This window comes from Streptomyces sp. NPDC004284, from assembly GCF_042874035.1.
Classification (GTDB): Bacteria; Actinomycetota; Actinomycetes; order Streptomycetales; family Streptomycetaceae; genus Streptomyces.
On record NZ_JBIAMJ010000004.1, the window covers coordinates 30,545 to 46,022 of the forward strand.

Below are 15,478 nucleotides of genomic sequence, written 5' to 3' on the forward strand. Positions count from 1 at the left end.
CTTCCTCGGTCGGAGCGCGGCTCGGGGTGCGGTTCAGAGCGCGGCGAGGTGGGCGGGCAGGGCGACGGACGGGTCGAGGTCGCCGGACGGGACCGGGGCGCCGTAGCCGCCCTGGACGGGGACCACGCCGGCCCAGTACGGCAGTCCGAGGTCCTCGGCGTCGTCGTTGGGGCCGCCGGCGCGGACCTTCGCCGAGACCTCGTCCAGGTCGAGCCGGATCACGGCGGTGGCGGCGAGCTCCTTGGCGTTCGCGGGGCGCGACTCGGCGGAGCGGCCGGGGACGACCTGGTCGACGAGGGCGTCGAGGGCGATGCGCAGCTCCTCCGGGTCGGTGACCTGGTGGGCGGTGCCGTGGACGACGACCGAGCGGTAGTTGAGCGAGTGGTGGAAGGCGGAGCGGGCGAGCACGAGGCCGTCGACGTGCGTCACGGTCAGGCAGACCGGCAGGCCCGGGGCCGCCACGCCGTCGCCGGCCGCGCGCAGCGGCCGCGAGCCGGTGGAGCCGTGGACGTACAGGCGCTCGCCGACCCGGCCGAAGAGCGTCGGGAGCACGACCGGGGCGCCGTCGCGGACGAAGCCGAGGTGGCAGACGTAGGCCTCGTCGAGTATCGCGTGGACGAGCGCCTTGTCGTACGAGGCGCGGCCGCGGTTGCGCGTGGGCACGGTCCGGTCGGTCGGCGTGTAGGCCTCGGCCGGCGCGGACGTCTCGGTCACGGTGCTCGTGTCGGCGGCGCTCATTGCGTACTCCATTGCACTAGTGCATAATCATGTTTGTGCTAGGAGATTACCGGATCGAAGGCCGTCGCGCATCGGACATCGCCGCCAGCGTCGAGCGGGGAGTGGGTGCGGGTGCGCTGCAGCCCGGCCAACTGCTGCCGCCCATGCGGGAATTGGCGCTCACCCTGAGCGTGAACCCGAACACCGTCGCCGCCGCCTACCGCACCCTGCGCGAGCGCGGGGTCATCGAGACGGACGGGCGGCGCGGCAGCCGGGTGCGGCCGCGCCCCGCCACGACCGCGCGCGGATCGATCCGGGTGGAGGCGCCCGCGGGGGTCCGGGACGTGAGCAACGGCAGCCCCGACCCCGCCCTGCTTCCCCCTCTCGGCGAGGCCTTCGCCGAGGTCGCCCGGCAGTACGCGGAGCGGCCCGGCCTGTACGGAGAGGCCCCCGTCGACGAGGAGTTCGGGCGCCTCGCGCGCGCCGCCTTCGACGCGGACGGCGTGCCCGCCGGACCGGTCGGCGTCGCCTCGGGCTCCCTCGACGCCGTCGAGCGCGTGCTCACCGCCCACCTCAGGCCCGGCGACGCCGTCGCCGTCGAGGACCCGGGCTGGGGCAGCCTCCTCGACCTCGTGCCCGCGCTCGGACTGCGCCCGGTGCCGATCGCCGTCGACGACGAGGGGCCCCTGCCGGAGGCGGTCGAGCGGGCGATCCGGCAGGACGGGGCGCGGGCGGTGATCGTCACCGACCGGGCGCAGAACCCCACCGGCGCCTGCGTCACCGAGGCCCGCGCCCGGGAGCTGCGGCGGGTCCTCGCCGGACACCCCGGCGTCCTGCTCGTCGAGGACGACCACGGGCACGGCATCGTCGCGCAGCCCCTCCACCCGCTGGCCGGCGTCACCGACCGCTGGGTGCTGGTCCGTTCGGTCGCCAAGGCGTACGGGCCCGACCTGCGGATCGCCGCCTTCACCGGGGACGCCGAGACCGTCGACCGGGTGCTCGGACGGCAGCGGCTCGGCCCCGGCTGGGTCAGCAGGCTGCTCCAGCGGACCGTCGCGCACCTCTGGGCCGCGGAGGCGGTGGACCCGGCCGTCGTCGCGCGCTCCTACGGCAGGCGGCGCGACGGGCTCGTGCGGGCCCTGGCCCGGCGCGGCGTCGAGGCCCACGGGCGCGGCGGCATGAACGTCTGGGTGCCGGTGTCCGACGAGACCGGCGCGGTGGCCCGGCTCCTCGCCGCGGGCTGGGCGGTCGCTCCGGGCGCCCGCTTCCGGATGGACACGGGGCCGGCCGTCCGCCTCACCGTCTCCGGCCTCGCCGTCGCGGACGTGGAGCCGCTGGCCGACGCCGTCGCCGGGGCGGCCGGGCCCGCGCCCGCGCGGAGCTACGGGTAGGCCCGTCTCCCCATCTGCCGCGCGGGCCGCGCCCGTTCCCCGCACGCGTGACGTTTCTCCGGTGAAAGAGCTACGCCGGGAGAGTGAGTAAAGCGCTCGTACAGCAATGTTCGCTGTTGGTTCAGGAAATCATCAGGCTTTGGCAAAGCCCCGCCGTGTTGCGGCGGTTCTTCATCGATGCCGTGTTCCCCCGAACTGACCAGGAGTCATGCGTTGAGTTACGGAAGCAGTCTGCGCGAGGCCGTCGCGGCCCCGGGGACGACCCCGCTGATCGGCGTGTACGACATGTACTCGGCCTCCGTCGCCGCCGACCACTACGACGGGATGTTCGTCTCCGGGTTCGGCTTCGCCGCCTCGTACTACGGGCTCCCCGACATCGGCTTCATCGCCTGGCCGGACATGGTGGCGTTCGTGCAGCGGCTGCGCGGCGCGTTCCCCCGGCACCACCTGCTCGTGGACATCGACGACGGCTACGTCGACCCCGAGGTGGCCTGTCACGTGGTGGAGGGCCTGGAGCGCATCGGCGCCTCGGGCGTGATCCTGGAGGACCAGAAGCGGCCGCGCCGGTGCGGCCACGCGGACGGCAAGCAGGTGCTGCCGCTCGACGAGTACCTCGCCAAGCTGCAGATGGTCCTGGAGACCCGCCGGGACATGGTCGTCGTGGCCAGGACGGACGCCACGGACGAGGCCGACATCCTCCGGCGGGCGGAGTGCCTGGCCGCCACCGACGCCGACGTGGTCCTCGTCGACGGCGTACGCAGCGTCGAGTGGATCCGCCGGATCCGTGAGGTGGCCGGCGGCAAGCCGCTGCTCTTCAACCAGATCGCCGGAGGCAAGTCGCCGCGGCTCTCGCTCGACGAACTCTCCGAACTGGGCGTGGAGGTGGCGATCTACAGCACGCCCTGCCTCTTCGCGGCGCACGAGGCGATGGACTCGGCCCTCGTCGCGCTGAAGCGGGCCAACGGCAGGCTGCCGTCCTTCGACCCCGAGTCCGGCGTCGGGGTCGCCGCCTCGACCCGCCTCCTGGAGCGGAACATCGCCCGCCGCCAGACCGCGCCCGAGCGGGTGGGCGCATGAGCCCGGCGATCCCGCGCCAGGGGGCGGGGGCCGGGCTGCCGCTGACGACGCTCGGTCTGGCCGCCGTCCTCCTCGCGGCGGGCGCCGCGCCCGCCGCGGCCGGCGGCAGCCTGCTGACCGTCATCGACAACTCGCACGCCGACTCCGTCGTGGAGGTCGACCGCGCGGCCAACATCCAGTACGGCAGCGGCGGCACGGCGGGCAGTGATCACGACGGCAGCGCCGTCGACGCCCTCCAGGCGCTCTTCGGCGGAGCGCGCCCGGACGGCGACTGACGCCCGGCGCGCACGGAACGGCCGGACACCGTCCTCGTGGTGTCCGGCCGTTCCCGCGCCCCGCGCCCCGCCGTGCCGGGGGAGGGCGAGGCGCGTCACGCCCGAGGAGCGATCTTGTCCTTGCGGGAGTCGCGGGAGTCGCGGGAGTCGCCGGGGTCGCGGAGAGCGGCACGGGAGGGGGCGGGGCGCCCGCCCGAGGCGCGTACGCCCGCCGTCCGGGCGGAGCCGCGGGTCTGGGTGAGGGCCGCGCCCGCCAGGACCACGACCGCGCCCACCGGGGTGTTCCAGGTGAGCCGCTCGTCGAGGAGGGCGACGCCCGCCGCCGTGGCGATCACCGGGATGAAGTACGTGACCATGGAGGCCGTCGTCGGGCCGACCTCCGCGACGACGCCGTACTGGAGCAGCATCGCGTACCCCGTGCCGAGCGCGCCGAGTGCGATCACGGCCAGCAGCGGCGCGAGTTCGACCGAGGTCGGGACCGAGGTGAACAGGGGGGTGACCACCGCCAGTTGCAGCGTCGCGAGCCCGACCTGGGAGCCGGCGAGGGAGAGGTTCGAGACGCCGGTGCCGCTCAGGGTCCTGCGGACGTAGATCCAGCCGACCGCGTAGCTGAACGAGGCCAGCAGGGCCAGCACCGTGCCGGTCACGTCGAGACCGGAGAAGCCCTGCCAGGCGCCGAGCACGGTGAGCACGCCGACGAAGCCGATGCCCAGACCGGCCGCGCGGACCCGGGTCGGGCGGTCCTCGGAGAGCGCCACGAGCGACAGCAGCATGCCCCAGAGCGGGGTCGTCGCGTTGCAGATGCCCGCCAGGGTCGAGGGGATCGTCAGCTCCGCGTACGCGAAGAGGGAGAACGGCAGCGCGTTGAGGAGGAAGGCCGCGACCGCCAGGTGCCCCCACACACGGGCCCCGCGCGGCAGCCGGTCGCGCTTCACGACGATCGCGACGGCGAGCACCGCCGTACCGAACAGCAGCCGGCCGAACGTGACCTGGAAGGGCGCGAAGCCCTCCGTGCCGACCTTGATGAAGAGGAAGCTGAAGCCCCAGATGAGGGCCAGGGCACCGAACCGGACGCGCCAGTCCAGGAGGCGGGAGGCGGGGGCGGGGGACGGGGAGGGCGGGGCTGCGGGGCTCATGCACTCAGGGTGGCGGGAACAACCTCTTAGAACAAGCGAGAATTCCTCGACCCCTCCCCTTAGTATTCCTTACATGTTGAACCTGGAGCGCCTCCGCACCCTCGACGCCGTCGCCCGGCACGGCTCGGTCAGCGGCGCGGCCGACGGCCTGCACGTCACCACCTCGGCCGTCTCCCAGCAGCTGTCCAAGCTGGAGCGCGAGGTCGGGCAGCAGCTGCTCGCCAAGAACGGCCGGGGCGTGCGGCTCACCGACGCCGGGCTGCTGCTCGCCGAGCACGCGGCCCGGATCCTGTCCCAGGTCCAGATGGCCCAGGCCGACATCGAGGCCCAGCGGGGGCGGGTGGTGGGCGAGGTGCGGATCGCGGCCTTCCCGACGGCGGCGCGCGGACTCTTCCCGGCCGCGCTCGCCGCCCTGCGCGCCGGCCACCCCGAGCTCCGCGTCCGCACGACGGAACTGGAGCCGGAGCCGGGGGTGCGGGCCGTCCTGCGCGGGGACGCGGACCTGGCGATCGTCCTGGACTGGAGCAACAAGCGGGCGCCCGTCCCCGGCGGCCTGGAGCGCGCCCACCTCCTCGACGACTCCGCCGACGTCGCCCTGCCCGCCGGGCATCCGCTGGCCGGGCGGGAGGCGGTGGACCTGGTGGACTTCGCCGACGAGGAGTGGGTCTCCTGGCCCGAGGGCGAGTTCTGCCACGACTGGCTGATGTTCACGCTCCGCTCGCAGGGCATCGAGCCGCGCATCTCGCACCTGGCGGGGGAGCACCACACCCAGCTGGCCCTGGTCGCGGCCGGGCTCGGGGTGTGCGTCACGCCCCGGCTCGGGCGTCCCGTGCCCGACGGGGTCGCCTTCGTGCCCGTACGGCAGAAGGTGCGGCGCCACATCTACGCCACCTGGCGCGCCGACGCGGGCCGCCGCCCCTCCGTGCGGGCGGTCGTCGAGGCGCTGCGGGCGGCGGCGGAGCCGCTGGGGAACTGACCCTCAGAGCGTCGCGAGCTTGCGGAAGTCCCAGGAGGCGATCTTCTCCGGCGTCAGCCGCAGCCAGGCGTGCCGGCCGTCGTGCGGCATGGCGTCCAGGCCGAAGTTCTTGGCGGCGAAGAGCTGCTCGGGCGCGTCGAGCTCGGGGCACGGCTCGCCCGTGCGCGGCGCCTCGCCCACGAAGACGGCGGTGCCCGACAGCTCCACGCCGCGCAGCTCCCCGTACTCCTCGCCGTCGTCCACCACGACCGCGATCCTCGGATCGGCGCGCAGCTCCGCCCAGCGGCGGCTGCGGGTGATCGAGTACAGCCACAGCGAGGAGCCGTCCCAGGCGAACCAGAGCGCGCTCACGTGCGGACGGCCGTCGGCGGAGACGGTCGCGACCCGGCAGGTGCGCTGTTCGGCGAGGAACGAGTCGAGCTCGGCCGGGGTCATCATGATCCGGCGTCCACGGCGCTGTGCGACGGTCATCATCCGCACCCTTCTGGATTTCTGACGAGACGTCAGAAAGCATGGGGGGCCATCCGCACGCGTGCAAGGGGGGACCATGGGTCAGAGTCCGAGAGAACGGCTCGGGGAGCGGATCCGCCCGGACGGCGGAGTCGCGCTGCTCACCGTCGAATGTCAGCGCGGGGTCGTCGGCCCCGACAGCGCCCTGCCCGAACTGGCCGCCGTCGCCCGCGCGTCGGGCGCCCTGCGGAACGTCGCCCGGCTCGTCGCCGCCGCGCACGCGGCGGACGTCCAGGTGATCCACGCCGTCGCCGAGCGGCGCCCCGACGGCCGGGGCGCCAACAGCAACGCGCGGCTCTTCAGGGCCGCCGCCCGGCTGCCGGTGCAGCAGCACAGCGGCAGCAGCGCCGTACGGATCGCCGAACCGATCGAGGTCGCCGACGAGGACCTCGTGGTCCGGCGCCTGCACGGGCTCTCGCCGCTCGCCGGCACCGACGTCGACGCGCTGCTGCGCAACCTCGGCTGCCGCACGCTGATCGTCACGGGGGTCTCCGCCAACGTGGCCGTGCCCAACGCGGTCTTCGACGCCGTGAACCTCGGCTACACGGTCGTCGTGCCCGGGGACGCCATCGCGGGAGTGCCGGCCGACTACACCCCCGCGATGATCCGTCACACCCTCGCGCTCGTCGCCACCGTCACCACGACCGACGAGGTGCTGGGGTGCTGGAAGGCCCCCAGGGGCTCCGGGAGTTCCGGGGGCGGCGTCAGCCGGGGCTGATCTCCTCGCCCACCACCTGGATCGGCTCCGGCGGCAGCGGCGCGGTCGCCGGGCCGGACTTCACGCTGCCGTCCGAGATGTCGAACCGGCTCTGGTGGCACGGGCAGACGATGGCGCCGTCCTTGATGCTGCTCACGGCGCAGCCCTGATGGGTGCACTTCGAGGAGAAGGCCTTGAACTCGCCCGCCTTCGGCTGGGTGATCACCAGGCCCTTGTCGGCGAGGATCTTCCCGCCGCCCACCGGGATGTCCCCGGTCCGCGCGAGGGCCGTGCCCCCGGGCGCCGCCTCCCCGGGCGCCGCGCCCTTGTCGTCCGCGCCGCTCCCGCAGGCGGCGAGCGCCGCCGCCAGGCCCGCGCCGCCCGCCGCCGCGACCACCGTCCGGCGTGCCACTCCGCTCATGTACTGCCCCTCTTTCCTCGGTGTGCCTGTTGCATGGGTGACGGTACGGCTGTGAGCTGTGTCCCGTTCGCGGGATGCGTACTTCGAGAGCCTTACAGTTCTGAGTAGAGTGTCGGAACCTGGACATCCTTCGATGAAAGTGTCTAGCTTCGGTGAACTCGTCGGTTGGTACCCATCACGTACGGGCCGTGCTGCTCGGCGCGGAACGGCGCGGGGTGGCCCCGGGCCCGCTCCTCGCCCGCGCCGGACTGCCCTCCGCGCTTCTGGAGGAACCCCGGGCCAGGGTCCCGGCGGAGCAGTTCTCGCAGCTCGTCAGGATGGCGTGGGCCACGCTGGACGACGAGCTGATCGGCTTCGGCGGCGCGCCCAGCAAGGTCGGGACCTTCGCGATGATGGCCCACGTCGTGGTCCACGGCAGCCGGGACCTGCGCGAGGCGTTCCGGCGCGCGCGGACCTTCTACTCCCTCTTCCCGGCCGGCCCGCGCTTCCGGCTCGTCGAGCCCGCCGCGGGGGAGGGCGGTGATGCGGGGGGACTCGACGAGGCGCGGATGGAGTTCGACGTCTCCGGGTACGACGACCCCCTCCACTTCGCCGCGGAGTCCACCGTCCTGGTGGCGCACCGTTTCGCCGGCTGGCTCGTCCGCCGCCGGATCGGCCTGCGCCGGGTCGAGTTCGTCCACCCCGAGCCCCCGCACGCCCGCGAGTACGCCCTCCTCTTCGGCGCGCCCTGCGTCTTCGGCGCCGAGCGGACGGCGGCCCTCTTCGACCGCGCGGACCTCGACGAACCCGTCCTGCGGGACGCGGCGGCGCTGAAGGCCTTCCTCCGCCGCGCCCCGGCCGACGTGCTCGTCTGCGCCGACCACGACAGTACGGTGACCGGGCGGGTGCGGCATCTGATCGGCCGGGCGCTGCCCGCCGGGCCGGTGCCGACGCCCGAGCAGCTCGCCGACCGGCTGTCCGTCAGTCCGCAGACCCTGCGGCGCCAACTGGCCGCCGAGGGGACCACGTACCAGCGGCTCCGCGACCAGGTGCGGCGCGACCACGCCATCGCCGAGCTGGCCGGCGGCCGGGTGTCGATCGAGCGGCTCTCCCGGGAGCTCGGCTTCTCCGAACCGAGCGCGTTCCACCGGGCGTTCAGGCGGTGGACCGGAGAGACGCCCAGGTCTTATCAGACGCGCGGTCAACAACCCTGAGCGGTACGGTCACAGCCGCCGCCCGCCGCCCGGCCTACCTTCCCGCCATGACCGAAATCGACCGGCCCGGCGCCGCCTGGCCGCCGGACCTCACCCGACGCCGATGAACCCGCGCCGGGCGGCCGGCGCCGTCCTCGGGACCGGTGTCCTGCTCTGCCTGATCGCCGGGGTCGCCGTCACGGCCCTCGGCGTCCGGGTCGACGGCACCAGCATGACCCCCACCCTCCACCAGGGCGACCGGGTCCTCGCCGCCCCGGGCTCGGCGGGCGGGGCCCACCGGTTCGACGTCGTGCTCCTGCGGGCCACCGGGAGGGACGCCCTGCTGGTCAAGCGGGTGATCGCCCTGCCCGGCGACCGGGTCGGGATCGTCTCCACACCGGACGAGCCCTTCCAGGTCCTCGTCCAGGAGCGGGGGCGGGGGCCCGTGCGCCGGGTGGTGGCGTCCCAGTGGGCGGGGGTCCGTCGCACGGGCGCCTGCTGCGGGCCCGACGGGACCCGGTCGGCGCGGCCCGAGCTGGTGACCGTGCCCGGGGGCGCCTTCTTCTACCTGGGCGACAACCCCGACCTGTCGGACGACTCGCGGACGTACGGCTGGGGGGCGCTCGACCGGATCGAGGGCCGGGTCGGCGTGCGGGCCTTCCCCGTCTCCGCGTCACCGGAGATCGGCAACCGGCCCGTCCTGGAGGAGTACCGGGGGCCGAGCCCCTGACGCCTGCTCGGGGATCCGCTCCCGGCCCGTGCTCAGGGCGACCCGGACCACGGTGTCCGCGATGCGGCGGGCCGACTCCTCGGGGGAGGGGCCGGCCTGGACGATGTGACTGGCGGTCAGCCGGACCGCGGCGTCCACGGCCAGTTCGCGGGCCACCGGGTCGATGGCGGGCCAGGCGTCCGTGACGTACGCGTCGCACATCTCCGTCGCCGTGTCGAAGGCGGCCGCGGACCGGGTCGTGAGGTACGAGAGGAGTCCGTCCTCGCCGGTGCTGGTCAGCACGGCCTTGATCAGCGGGTTCCGGCCGGCCAGCGTGAGGGTGAAGCCGACGGCGGCCTCCACGGCCGCGCGCAGGTCGTCCGGGTGCGCGTCCAGGCCCTGCTGGATGCCGACGAGGCAGCGCTCCAGCTCGCGCTGGAACAGGGCTTCGCCGACCGCCTCCTTGGAGGGGAACTCCGAGTACAGCGTCTGCCGGCTGACACCGACCGCGCCGGCCAGGTGCGCCATGCGCAGCTTGCCGAAGCCGCGGTCGGCGACCGCCTCGTACGCGGCGTCCAGCAGGCGCTCCCGCAGCAGCGTCCGGACCGTCTCCCTGAACCGTGGCATCGGCCAAGCCTAGTCCAGGCGGAAAACTCCCCAGGATTGTCAGAAGTGTTGACACTTCTAGAGAGAGTGTCCAATTCTCGAACAGGCAGCCGCGAAGTGTCATTCGACCGGTGCGGCACGAAGGTTGGAGATCCCATGCAGCACGAGACCAGAGGCATCACCCGCTGGCGCAGATCGGCGTTCCTCGCCGTGCCCGCCACCGCCGCCATCGCCGCCATGGCCACGGCCATGGTGCAGGGCGCGCTCGCCGCGAACCTCTCGCTCACGAGCGTCCCCTTCACCCTCAGCTCCAAGACGGTCGCCGCGCCGCAGGGCATCGGCGCGGTCATGCACACCATCGACGCCGGCGGGGCCAAGGGCGCCGCCGAGGTCGGCATCGCCAAGGCGGGCCTGGACGGCATCTGCGTCCACGCCGTCCAGTCGGTCAACCTCCCGGTGATCGGCAACCTCGGCACCTGGTCGCTCAACATCTCCTCGCCCGCCGCCGCGACCCCGCTCACCAGCGACCAGCTCGTCGCTGGTGCCGGGCTCCAGGCGAACAAGCTCGTCCTCGACGCGCAGGCGCTCAAGGCGGCCAAGGCCACGCTGAACGCGAGCGACACCACCCCGAACGTCATCGGCGCGGCCGCCGACGGCGCCGCGATCAAGGGCACCGGCATCAACGACGGCACCCCCGGCCAGTTCGGTCTCGACGCCACCGGCGGCCGGACCGACATCGCCAACCTCAACGCCGACGCCAACGGGGCCACGATCGCCGGCGCGATCACCCTGCCGGACCTCGCGATCGGAATCGCCCACGGCGACACCACCTGCGGAGCCTGACCGCACGCACCACCTCGGGGCTCCGCGCCTTCCCTGCGGCGCGGGGCCCCGGCCCTCCCACCCCGACCCACCGCTGCGAGGCCCCCATGACCACCGATCCGCCGACCGATCCGTCGACCGAGCCGACCGAAGGCCCCACCACGGGCCGGCCGCGCCGCGCACGCCTGGCCTTCCGCCGCTGGCGCCGCACCCGACCGTTCTGGGCGGCCCTCTGGACCGGACTCGGCGGCTTCGTCATCTTCTTCCTGCCGATGGCACCGCTCGGCAAGATCCTCCAGGTCGGCGTCGGAGGCATCGCGGGCATGGCCGGCGGCGTCCTCCTGATGGCGATGGCCCTGCTCATCCTGCTGCTCCCCGGGCAGCGGCACACCGCCGGCGTCATCGCGGTGATCGCGGGAGTCGCCTCCTTCCCCCTCTCCAACCTCGGTGGCCTCTTCGTCGGGATGGTCCTCTCGGTCCTCGGCGGCTCCATGGCCTTCGCCTGGCTCCCGGAGAAGCCCGCCCGGAGGAACCGGGGCCTCTTCCGCCGTACGGCTCCGACCGCCGAAGGGAGCGGGGTCGCGTGAAACCCTTCACCTCCAAGGCCCGGGCGGGCCTGCGCGCCGGCGGCCGCGCCGCGGCCGACTGGAACGCCCGGATGCTCGCCCAGGCCGCCGACGGCACCCGCCGCGGCACCCGCTGGGGGCGCGGCGCCTTCGCCCTCGTCCCCTCCGTCCTCGCCATCGGCGCCCTCGGCACCGCCCTCGCGCAGGGCGCCCTCGCCGCCAACTTCAGCGTCACCGGGCAGCCCTTCACCCTGACCTCCAACGGGGTCGAGGGCAGCGGCTTCGGCGCCATCGTCAACACCCCCGCCGTCGGACGCCCCGACGGCACCTCGACCACCACCACCGCGATGGCGCGCGTCGGCTTCGCCAGCGCCCATCTCGCCGGACTGTGCGGCATCGTCCACCAGACGATCGCCGGAGTCCCGTACTCGCTGCTCCTGACGGGCGGCCAGACGGTGACGGCGACCCCGCCCGCCGCCTTCACCACCGACATCGACGCCTCGAACCTCTACATCCAGGCCACCCAACTCCAGGCGTACGGGCCCACCACCCTCCAGAACGCGGTGCTCGGCCAGTCCGCCGACCAGGTCACCGTCGCCGGCAAACCGCTCACCGGCGCCCTGCCCGGCGGCTTCGGACTCGGCTCGGCCGGCGGCGAGGGCGGCAGCTCCATCACCCTGCACGGACTGAACGCCACCGCGTACGACGCCGAGATGGCCGGGGCGCTCGTACTGCCCGACCTGAAGCTCAGGGTCGTCGCGGGAACGGTGAACGCGTGCTGAGCCGGGCGAGGGCCGCGTACGCCTGGTTCCGCGCGTTCCGCCGCACCCGGCCGTTCTGGGGCGGGGTGTGGCTGGTCGCCGGCGGCTGGACCGTCCTCAAGTTCTCCCTCAGCTCCCTGCAGTTGATCGTGAGCACCGGCTTCGGCGGGGTGGCCGGCTACCTCGTCGGCGGCGGGATGATCCTGTGCGGCCTCATCCCGCTCGCACTGCCCGCCCAGCGGTACACCTTCGGGCTCATCGGCGCGGTCCTCGCCGTCGTCTCGCTCGTCGTCTCCAACCTGGGCGGCTTCCTGCTCGGCATGGTGCTCGGCGTGCTCGGCGGCTCCATGATGGTCGGCTGGGGCGTCAAACGCCCGCGCGGCCGGGCGGTGGAAGGATGACCGCCCGGGTGCGCGGGCGCCACCGGGCCCTCGCCGTGGCGGCGGCCCTGCTCCTCGCCGTCGTCACGGCCGTCTGGTCCGGGCAGCCGAGCAGCGCCTCCGGCGAGACCGCAGCGGTCGATCCCCTCGGCGTGCCCTTCCTGCCCTCCCCGGACCCGCTGCACGTCACCATCGGCAGCATGGTCGCGGTCTCCATGACGGTCGAGAAGAACGTCACCATCCGGCTCTCCGACGGCTCCACGCGCACCACCACCAAGTACACCTTCACCAAGCTCCAGATCCGCTCGCACATGAACGTGGTCCAGCGGGCGGCCGGACACACCGTCACCATCGACGTGCCCGCCGAGGGCTCGCTCGGCGGCTACGACAGCGCAGGGAAGGCCGAGACCACCACCATGTGGGGGAACATCACCAACGTCTGCGTCCGCGTCCTCGTCAAGATCTGCGGCGTGCAGGGACTGCTCGACTTCTTCGGCTCCCTCATCCCGCTCACCGCCGGGGCCGAGGACTTCACCGGCGACATCTACGCGATCCGGACGGTCGACGACCACGCGGCCCTCGACTCCACCGACAACCCCGTCCACCTCCCCGGAACCATCTCGGTGACCACGCCATGAGGACCCGTGACATCAGGACCCGTGAGGAAGGGCGCACCCACTGGCGCCGGTCCCTCGCCGTCGCCCTGCCCGCGCTCCTCGCCGCCGGCGGCCTCGGCACCGCCATGGCGAGCGGGGCGCTCGCCGTCGGCCTCCGGATCCAGGACCGGCCCGTCGACTTCACCACCAGCAGCCTGTACGGGACGCAGTACGGCGCCGCCGTCATCGACCAGACCGTCGTACGGCCCGACGGCTCCACCGGCAGCGAGCGCGTCCTGCGCATGGGCTTCGCGGACGGCGTCATCAACGGCCTCTGCCTGAGCCAGCGCCAGCAGATCGCGGGAGCCACGTACACCCTGCTGCTCACCCTCGGCGACGACAACCCGGGCTCCTGGGAGATCAGGACGAAGAACACCGTCCTCGACCTGCGCGACGCCACCGGGGTCCTCGACATGGACGGCATCGTCGACCTCAACGTCAACGGCGCCGACGTGCGGACCGTCAAGGACGCCACCGGCGCGTACGTCCCCAACCCGCTGGACAGCCCGCAGCACCGCTTCGGCATCCAGGCGCGCTACGCCAAGTTCGACCGGATCACCGGCACCGCCCAGGACTTCCAGATCCCGGGCCTGCTCACCACCCCGAAGCTCTCGCTCTCCGTACGGCCCGGCACGGTCGCCTGCCCGGCCCCGGCGGCACCCACCGGGACGCCCGGCACGCCGTGACCCGTCAGGGCCCGTCCGGAGGAGGCGGCCCCGTCGCGTCGGCGCGGTCGTCCTTCGCCCTGCGGCGGGCCCGGACGGCCTCGAAGACCACCGGGACCAGCGAGAGCAGGACGATCGAGACGAGGATGAGCTCGACACGGTCCTTGACGAAGCCGACCTGGCCGAGCCAGTAGCCGGCGAGCGTGACGCCCGCGCCCCAGCCGATCGCGCCGATCACGTTGTACGTGACGAACGTGCGGTACCTCATGCGCCCGGCACCCGCCACGATCGGCGCGAAGGTCCGTACGATCGGCACGAAACGGGCCAGCACGATCGCCTTCGGCCCGTACTTCTCGAGGAACCCGTGCGCCTTGTCCAGGCTCTCCCGCTTGAAGAACCTGGAGTCCGGCCGGTTGAAGATCCTCGGCCCGAGGAACGCGCCGACCAGATAGCCCACCTGGTCGCCGAGCACGGCCGCCGCCACCACCAGGACGATCACCAGCCACAGCGGCTGGTGGATGTACCGGCCGTCGGCCACCAGCAGGCCGGCGGTGAAGAGCAGCGAGTCGCCCGGGAGGAAGGCGAAGAGCCCGGACTCGGCGAACACGATGACCAGGATGCCGATCAGGCCGAACGTGGAGATCCAGTGGTCGGGTGACCACCAGTCGGAGACCCCGGACGCGAGGATCGTCGTGTGCACAGGACCGTCAGTGCGCGGCCGCCTGCTTCTGCCCCGTCTTCCAGTGGACCCGCCGACCGGTACCGGCCCGCGACTCCACCGGCTCCGGCTCGGACTCCACGGCCACGCTCATCGGCCCGGAGCCGACCGTCGTGGTGCCCATGACCCGGTCGGTCTCGGTGTCGACGTAGACCGTGGAGTGCGAGCCGATCCCCGTGGCGACGTACATCTGCTGCCCCTCGTAGCCCAGCGCGAGGCCCTCGGCGCCGCCGGGGACGCGGAAGCTGCGGGCGACGGTGCCGACCTCGGTGTCGATGACCGACACCTCCTCGCTCCCGAAGCCGGAGGTCACGTACACCGACGCCCCGTCGGGCGACACGGCCAGCGACTCCGCGCCGGCCTCGACCGGCACGGCGTCGAGGAAGGTGGCCGCGCGGGCGTCGAGGACGGACACGTACTCCGTCCCGTTGCCCGTGCTCACGTACGCCAGCGTGCCGTCCGGGCTGAGGGCCACGTCGTACGCGGCGGTGCCGGCGCCCAGCGACACGGTCGCCACGACCCGGCCGGGGGCGGCGGCGATCACCGACACGCTGCCGGACAGCAGATTGGCGACGTACACGCGCTTCCCGTCGGGGGAGACCGCCACGCCCCGGGGGAACGAGCCGACCCGCACCGTGCGCATGACCCGGTCGTGGGCGGTGTCGATCACCGACAGGGTGCCGGAGTCCGCGTTGGCGACGTAGGCGCGCCGGCCGTCGCGGCTGACGGCGATGCCCTCGGGCCGGTCGCCGACCCGGATCGTGCCGACGACCCTGGCCCGGTCGGTGTCGACGACGCTGACGGTGTGCGAGCCGCTGCCGCCGGTCACGTAGGCGCGGTGCATGCGCCGGGAGACCCCCACGTCGGCCGCGCCGGACGGCACGGCCACCGTGTGGGTGACGGTCCGGTCGTCGGTGTCGAGGAACGACAGCGTCCTGGCGGTGGTGTTGGCCACGTAGGCGCGGTCGGACGCCGGCGTGTCGTCGTGCGGCCGCGGTGTCGCCGCGGCGGGCGTGGCGGGCGCGACGGCCGTCGAGGCGGCGACGGCCGCGGTGGCCAGTGCCGCGCGGAGCCGGCCGACGGACCGACGGCGGGTGGCTTCCTGCGAGTCGCGAGCCGGCACGGGGGGCCTCCAAGGGGGCGCGATGGGGCGACCCCCGGCGAGGGCGCGGGAGCGCATGGGTCCTGTCCCTTCTTCCCGCACCGGACGGGGGGAGAGACCG

At 73.8% G+C, this 15,478-nt stretch carries 19 protein-coding genes and 1 pseudogene; 13 read left to right on the forward strand and 7 right to left on the reverse strand.

Annotated features, from left to right (window positions below; genetic code table 11):
- Window positions 1-33: 33 nt before the first annotated feature.
- Window positions 34-738 (reverse strand): pyridoxamine 5'-phosphate oxidase family protein, encoded by a 705-nt coding sequence (locus ACFYUS_RS12435; RefSeq protein ID WP_388849280.1) that lies wholly within the window; start codon window positions 736-738, stop codon window positions 34-36.
- Between the two features lie 35 nt (window positions 739-773).
- Between ACFYUS_RS12435 and ACFYUS_RS12440 the strand changes: the two genes are divergently transcribed.
- The 3 genes from ACFYUS_RS12440 to ACFYUS_RS12450 all read left to right on the forward strand — a co-directional run bounded on the left by ACFYUS_RS12440 (window position 774) and on the right by ACFYUS_RS12450 (window position 3,460).
- Window positions 774-2,108, forward strand: a complete 1,335-nt coding sequence (locus ACFYUS_RS12440; protein ID WP_388850570.1) for an aminotransferase class I/II-fold pyridoxal phosphate-dependent enzyme — start codon at window positions 774-776, stop codon at window positions 2,106-2,108.
- Window positions 2,109-2,321: 213 nt separating this feature from the next.
- The gene (locus ACFYUS_RS12445) at window positions 2,322-3,185 is read left to right on the forward strand and encodes an oxaloacetate decarboxylase (protein WP_388849283.1); all 864 of its coding nucleotides are present in this window, start codon (window positions 2,322-2,324) and stop codon (window positions 3,183-3,185) included.
- Window positions 3,182-3,460, forward strand: coding sequence for a hypothetical protein (locus ACFYUS_RS12450; protein ID WP_388849286.1), 279 nt, complete (start codon window positions 3,182-3,184; stop codon window positions 3,458-3,460). The genes ACFYUS_RS12445 and ACFYUS_RS12450 overlap by 4 nt, the downstream gene beginning before the upstream one ends.
- Window positions 3,461-3,555: 95 nt before the next feature.
- Here ACFYUS_RS12450 and ACFYUS_RS12455 read toward each other — a convergent pair whose 3' ends face one another.
- The gene (locus ACFYUS_RS12455; protein WP_388849289.1) at window positions 3,556-4,596 is read right to left on the reverse strand and encodes a DMT family transporter; all 1,041 of its coding nucleotides are present in this window, start codon (window positions 4,594-4,596) and stop codon (window positions 3,556-3,558) included.
- Window positions 4,597-4,669: 73 nt separating this feature from the next.
- Between ACFYUS_RS12455 and ACFYUS_RS12460 the strand changes: the two genes are divergently transcribed.
- Entirely contained in the window at window positions 4,670-5,572 is a 903-nt protein-coding gene (locus tag ACFYUS_RS12460) for a LysR family transcriptional regulator (RefSeq protein WP_388849292.1), read from the forward strand.
- A gap of 3 nt (window positions 5,573-5,575) precedes the next feature.
- Here the strand turns inward: ACFYUS_RS12460 and ACFYUS_RS12465 are convergent, their stop codons facing one another.
- Window positions 5,576-6,043 carry a pyridoxamine 5'-phosphate oxidase family protein gene (locus tag ACFYUS_RS12465; RefSeq protein ID WP_388850573.1) on the reverse strand — a complete coding sequence of 156 codons (468 nt, stop codon included), beginning with the start codon at window positions 6,041-6,043 and terminating at the stop codon, window positions 5,576-5,578.
- Between the two features lie 76 nt (window positions 6,044-6,119).
- Here ACFYUS_RS12465 and ACFYUS_RS12470 point away from each other — a divergent pair, with 76 nt between their 5' ends.
- Window positions 6,120-6,800: a cysteine hydrolase gene (locus tag ACFYUS_RS12470; protein WP_388849295.1), complete on the forward strand. Its 681-nt coding sequence runs from the start codon at window positions 6,120-6,122 to the stop codon at window positions 6,798-6,800.
- On the opposite strand, the gene ACFYUS_RS12475 is transcribed toward ACFYUS_RS12470, so the two are convergent.
- A complete protein-coding gene (locus ACFYUS_RS12475; RefSeq protein ID WP_388849298.1) occupies window positions 6,787-7,200 on the reverse strand; it encodes a Rieske (2Fe-2S) protein in 414 nt (137 codons plus the stop codon). The genes ACFYUS_RS12470 and ACFYUS_RS12475 overlap by 14 nt on opposite strands.
- 152 nt (window positions 7,201-7,352) lie before the next feature.
- Between ACFYUS_RS12475 and ACFYUS_RS12480 the strand changes: the two genes are divergently transcribed.
- Window positions 7,353-8,393, forward strand: coding sequence for an AraC family transcriptional regulator (locus ACFYUS_RS12480; protein WP_388849301.1), 1,041 nt, complete (start codon window positions 7,353-7,355; stop codon window positions 8,391-8,393).
- 103 nt (window positions 8,394-8,496) lie between these two features.
- Window positions 8,497-9,102: a signal peptidase I gene (gene lepB, locus ACFYUS_RS12485; RefSeq protein ID WP_388849304.1), complete on the forward strand. Its 606-nt coding sequence runs from the start codon at window positions 8,497-8,499 to the stop codon at window positions 9,100-9,102.
- On the opposite strand, the gene ACFYUS_RS12490 is transcribed toward lepB, so the two are convergent.
- The gene (locus ACFYUS_RS12490; RefSeq protein ID WP_388849307.1) at window positions 9,046-9,708 is read right to left on the reverse strand and encodes a TetR family transcriptional regulator; all 663 of its coding nucleotides are present in this window, start codon (window positions 9,706-9,708) and stop codon (window positions 9,046-9,048) included. The two genes, lepB and ACFYUS_RS12490, sit on opposite strands and share 57 nt — an antisense overlap.
- A 135-nt stretch (window positions 9,709-9,843) precedes the next feature.
- Here ACFYUS_RS12490 and ACFYUS_RS12495 point away from each other — a divergent pair, with 135 nt between their 5' ends.
- From ACFYUS_RS12495 to ACFYUS_RS12520, 6 genes are all read left to right on the forward strand, one after another.
- Window positions 9,844-10,530, forward strand: coding sequence for a cholesterol esterase (locus ACFYUS_RS12495; protein WP_388849310.1), 687 nt, complete (start codon window positions 9,844-9,846; stop codon window positions 10,528-10,530).
- Window positions 10,531-10,616: 86 nt separating this feature from the next.
- Complete coding sequence (locus ACFYUS_RS12500) at window positions 10,617-11,096, forward strand: DUF6114 domain-containing protein (protein ID WP_388849313.1); 480 nt, start codon at window positions 10,617-10,619, stop codon at window positions 11,094-11,096.
- Window positions 11,093-11,857, forward strand: coding sequence for a DUF6230 family protein (locus ACFYUS_RS12505; RefSeq protein WP_388849316.1), 765 nt, complete (start codon window positions 11,093-11,095; stop codon window positions 11,855-11,857). The genes ACFYUS_RS12500 and ACFYUS_RS12505 overlap by 4 nt, the downstream gene beginning before the upstream one ends.
- The gene (locus tag ACFYUS_RS12510) at window positions 11,851-12,237 is read left to right on the forward strand and encodes a DUF6114 domain-containing protein (RefSeq protein ID WP_388849319.1); all 387 of its coding nucleotides are present in this window, start codon (window positions 11,851-11,853) and stop codon (window positions 12,235-12,237) included. The genes ACFYUS_RS12505 and ACFYUS_RS12510 overlap by 7 nt, the downstream gene beginning before the upstream one ends.
- Window positions 12,234-12,854 (forward strand): hypothetical protein, encoded by a 621-nt coding sequence (locus tag ACFYUS_RS12515; RefSeq protein WP_388849322.1) that lies wholly within the window; start codon window positions 12,234-12,236, stop codon window positions 12,852-12,854. Before ACFYUS_RS12510 ends, ACFYUS_RS12515 begins: the two co-directional genes overlap by 4 nt.
- Window positions 12,851-13,558, forward strand: a complete 708-nt coding sequence (locus ACFYUS_RS12520; RefSeq protein WP_388849325.1) for a DUF6230 family protein — start codon at window positions 12,851-12,853, stop codon at window positions 13,556-13,558. Before ACFYUS_RS12515 ends, ACFYUS_RS12520 begins: the two co-directional genes overlap by 4 nt.
- Window positions 13,559-13,574: 16 nt before the next feature.
- Here the strand turns inward: ACFYUS_RS12520 and ACFYUS_RS12525 are convergent.
- A pseudogene (locus ACFYUS_RS12525) lies at window positions 13,575-14,237 on the reverse strand (DedA family protein); the annotation flags it as partial.
- 7 nt (window positions 14,238-14,244) lie between these two features.
- Window positions 14,245-15,378 (reverse strand): cytochrome D1 domain-containing protein, encoded by a 1,134-nt coding sequence (locus ACFYUS_RS12530; RefSeq protein ID WP_388849328.1) that lies wholly within the window; start codon window positions 15,376-15,378, stop codon window positions 14,245-14,247.
- Between the last annotated feature and the right edge of the window lie 100 nt (window positions 15,379-15,478).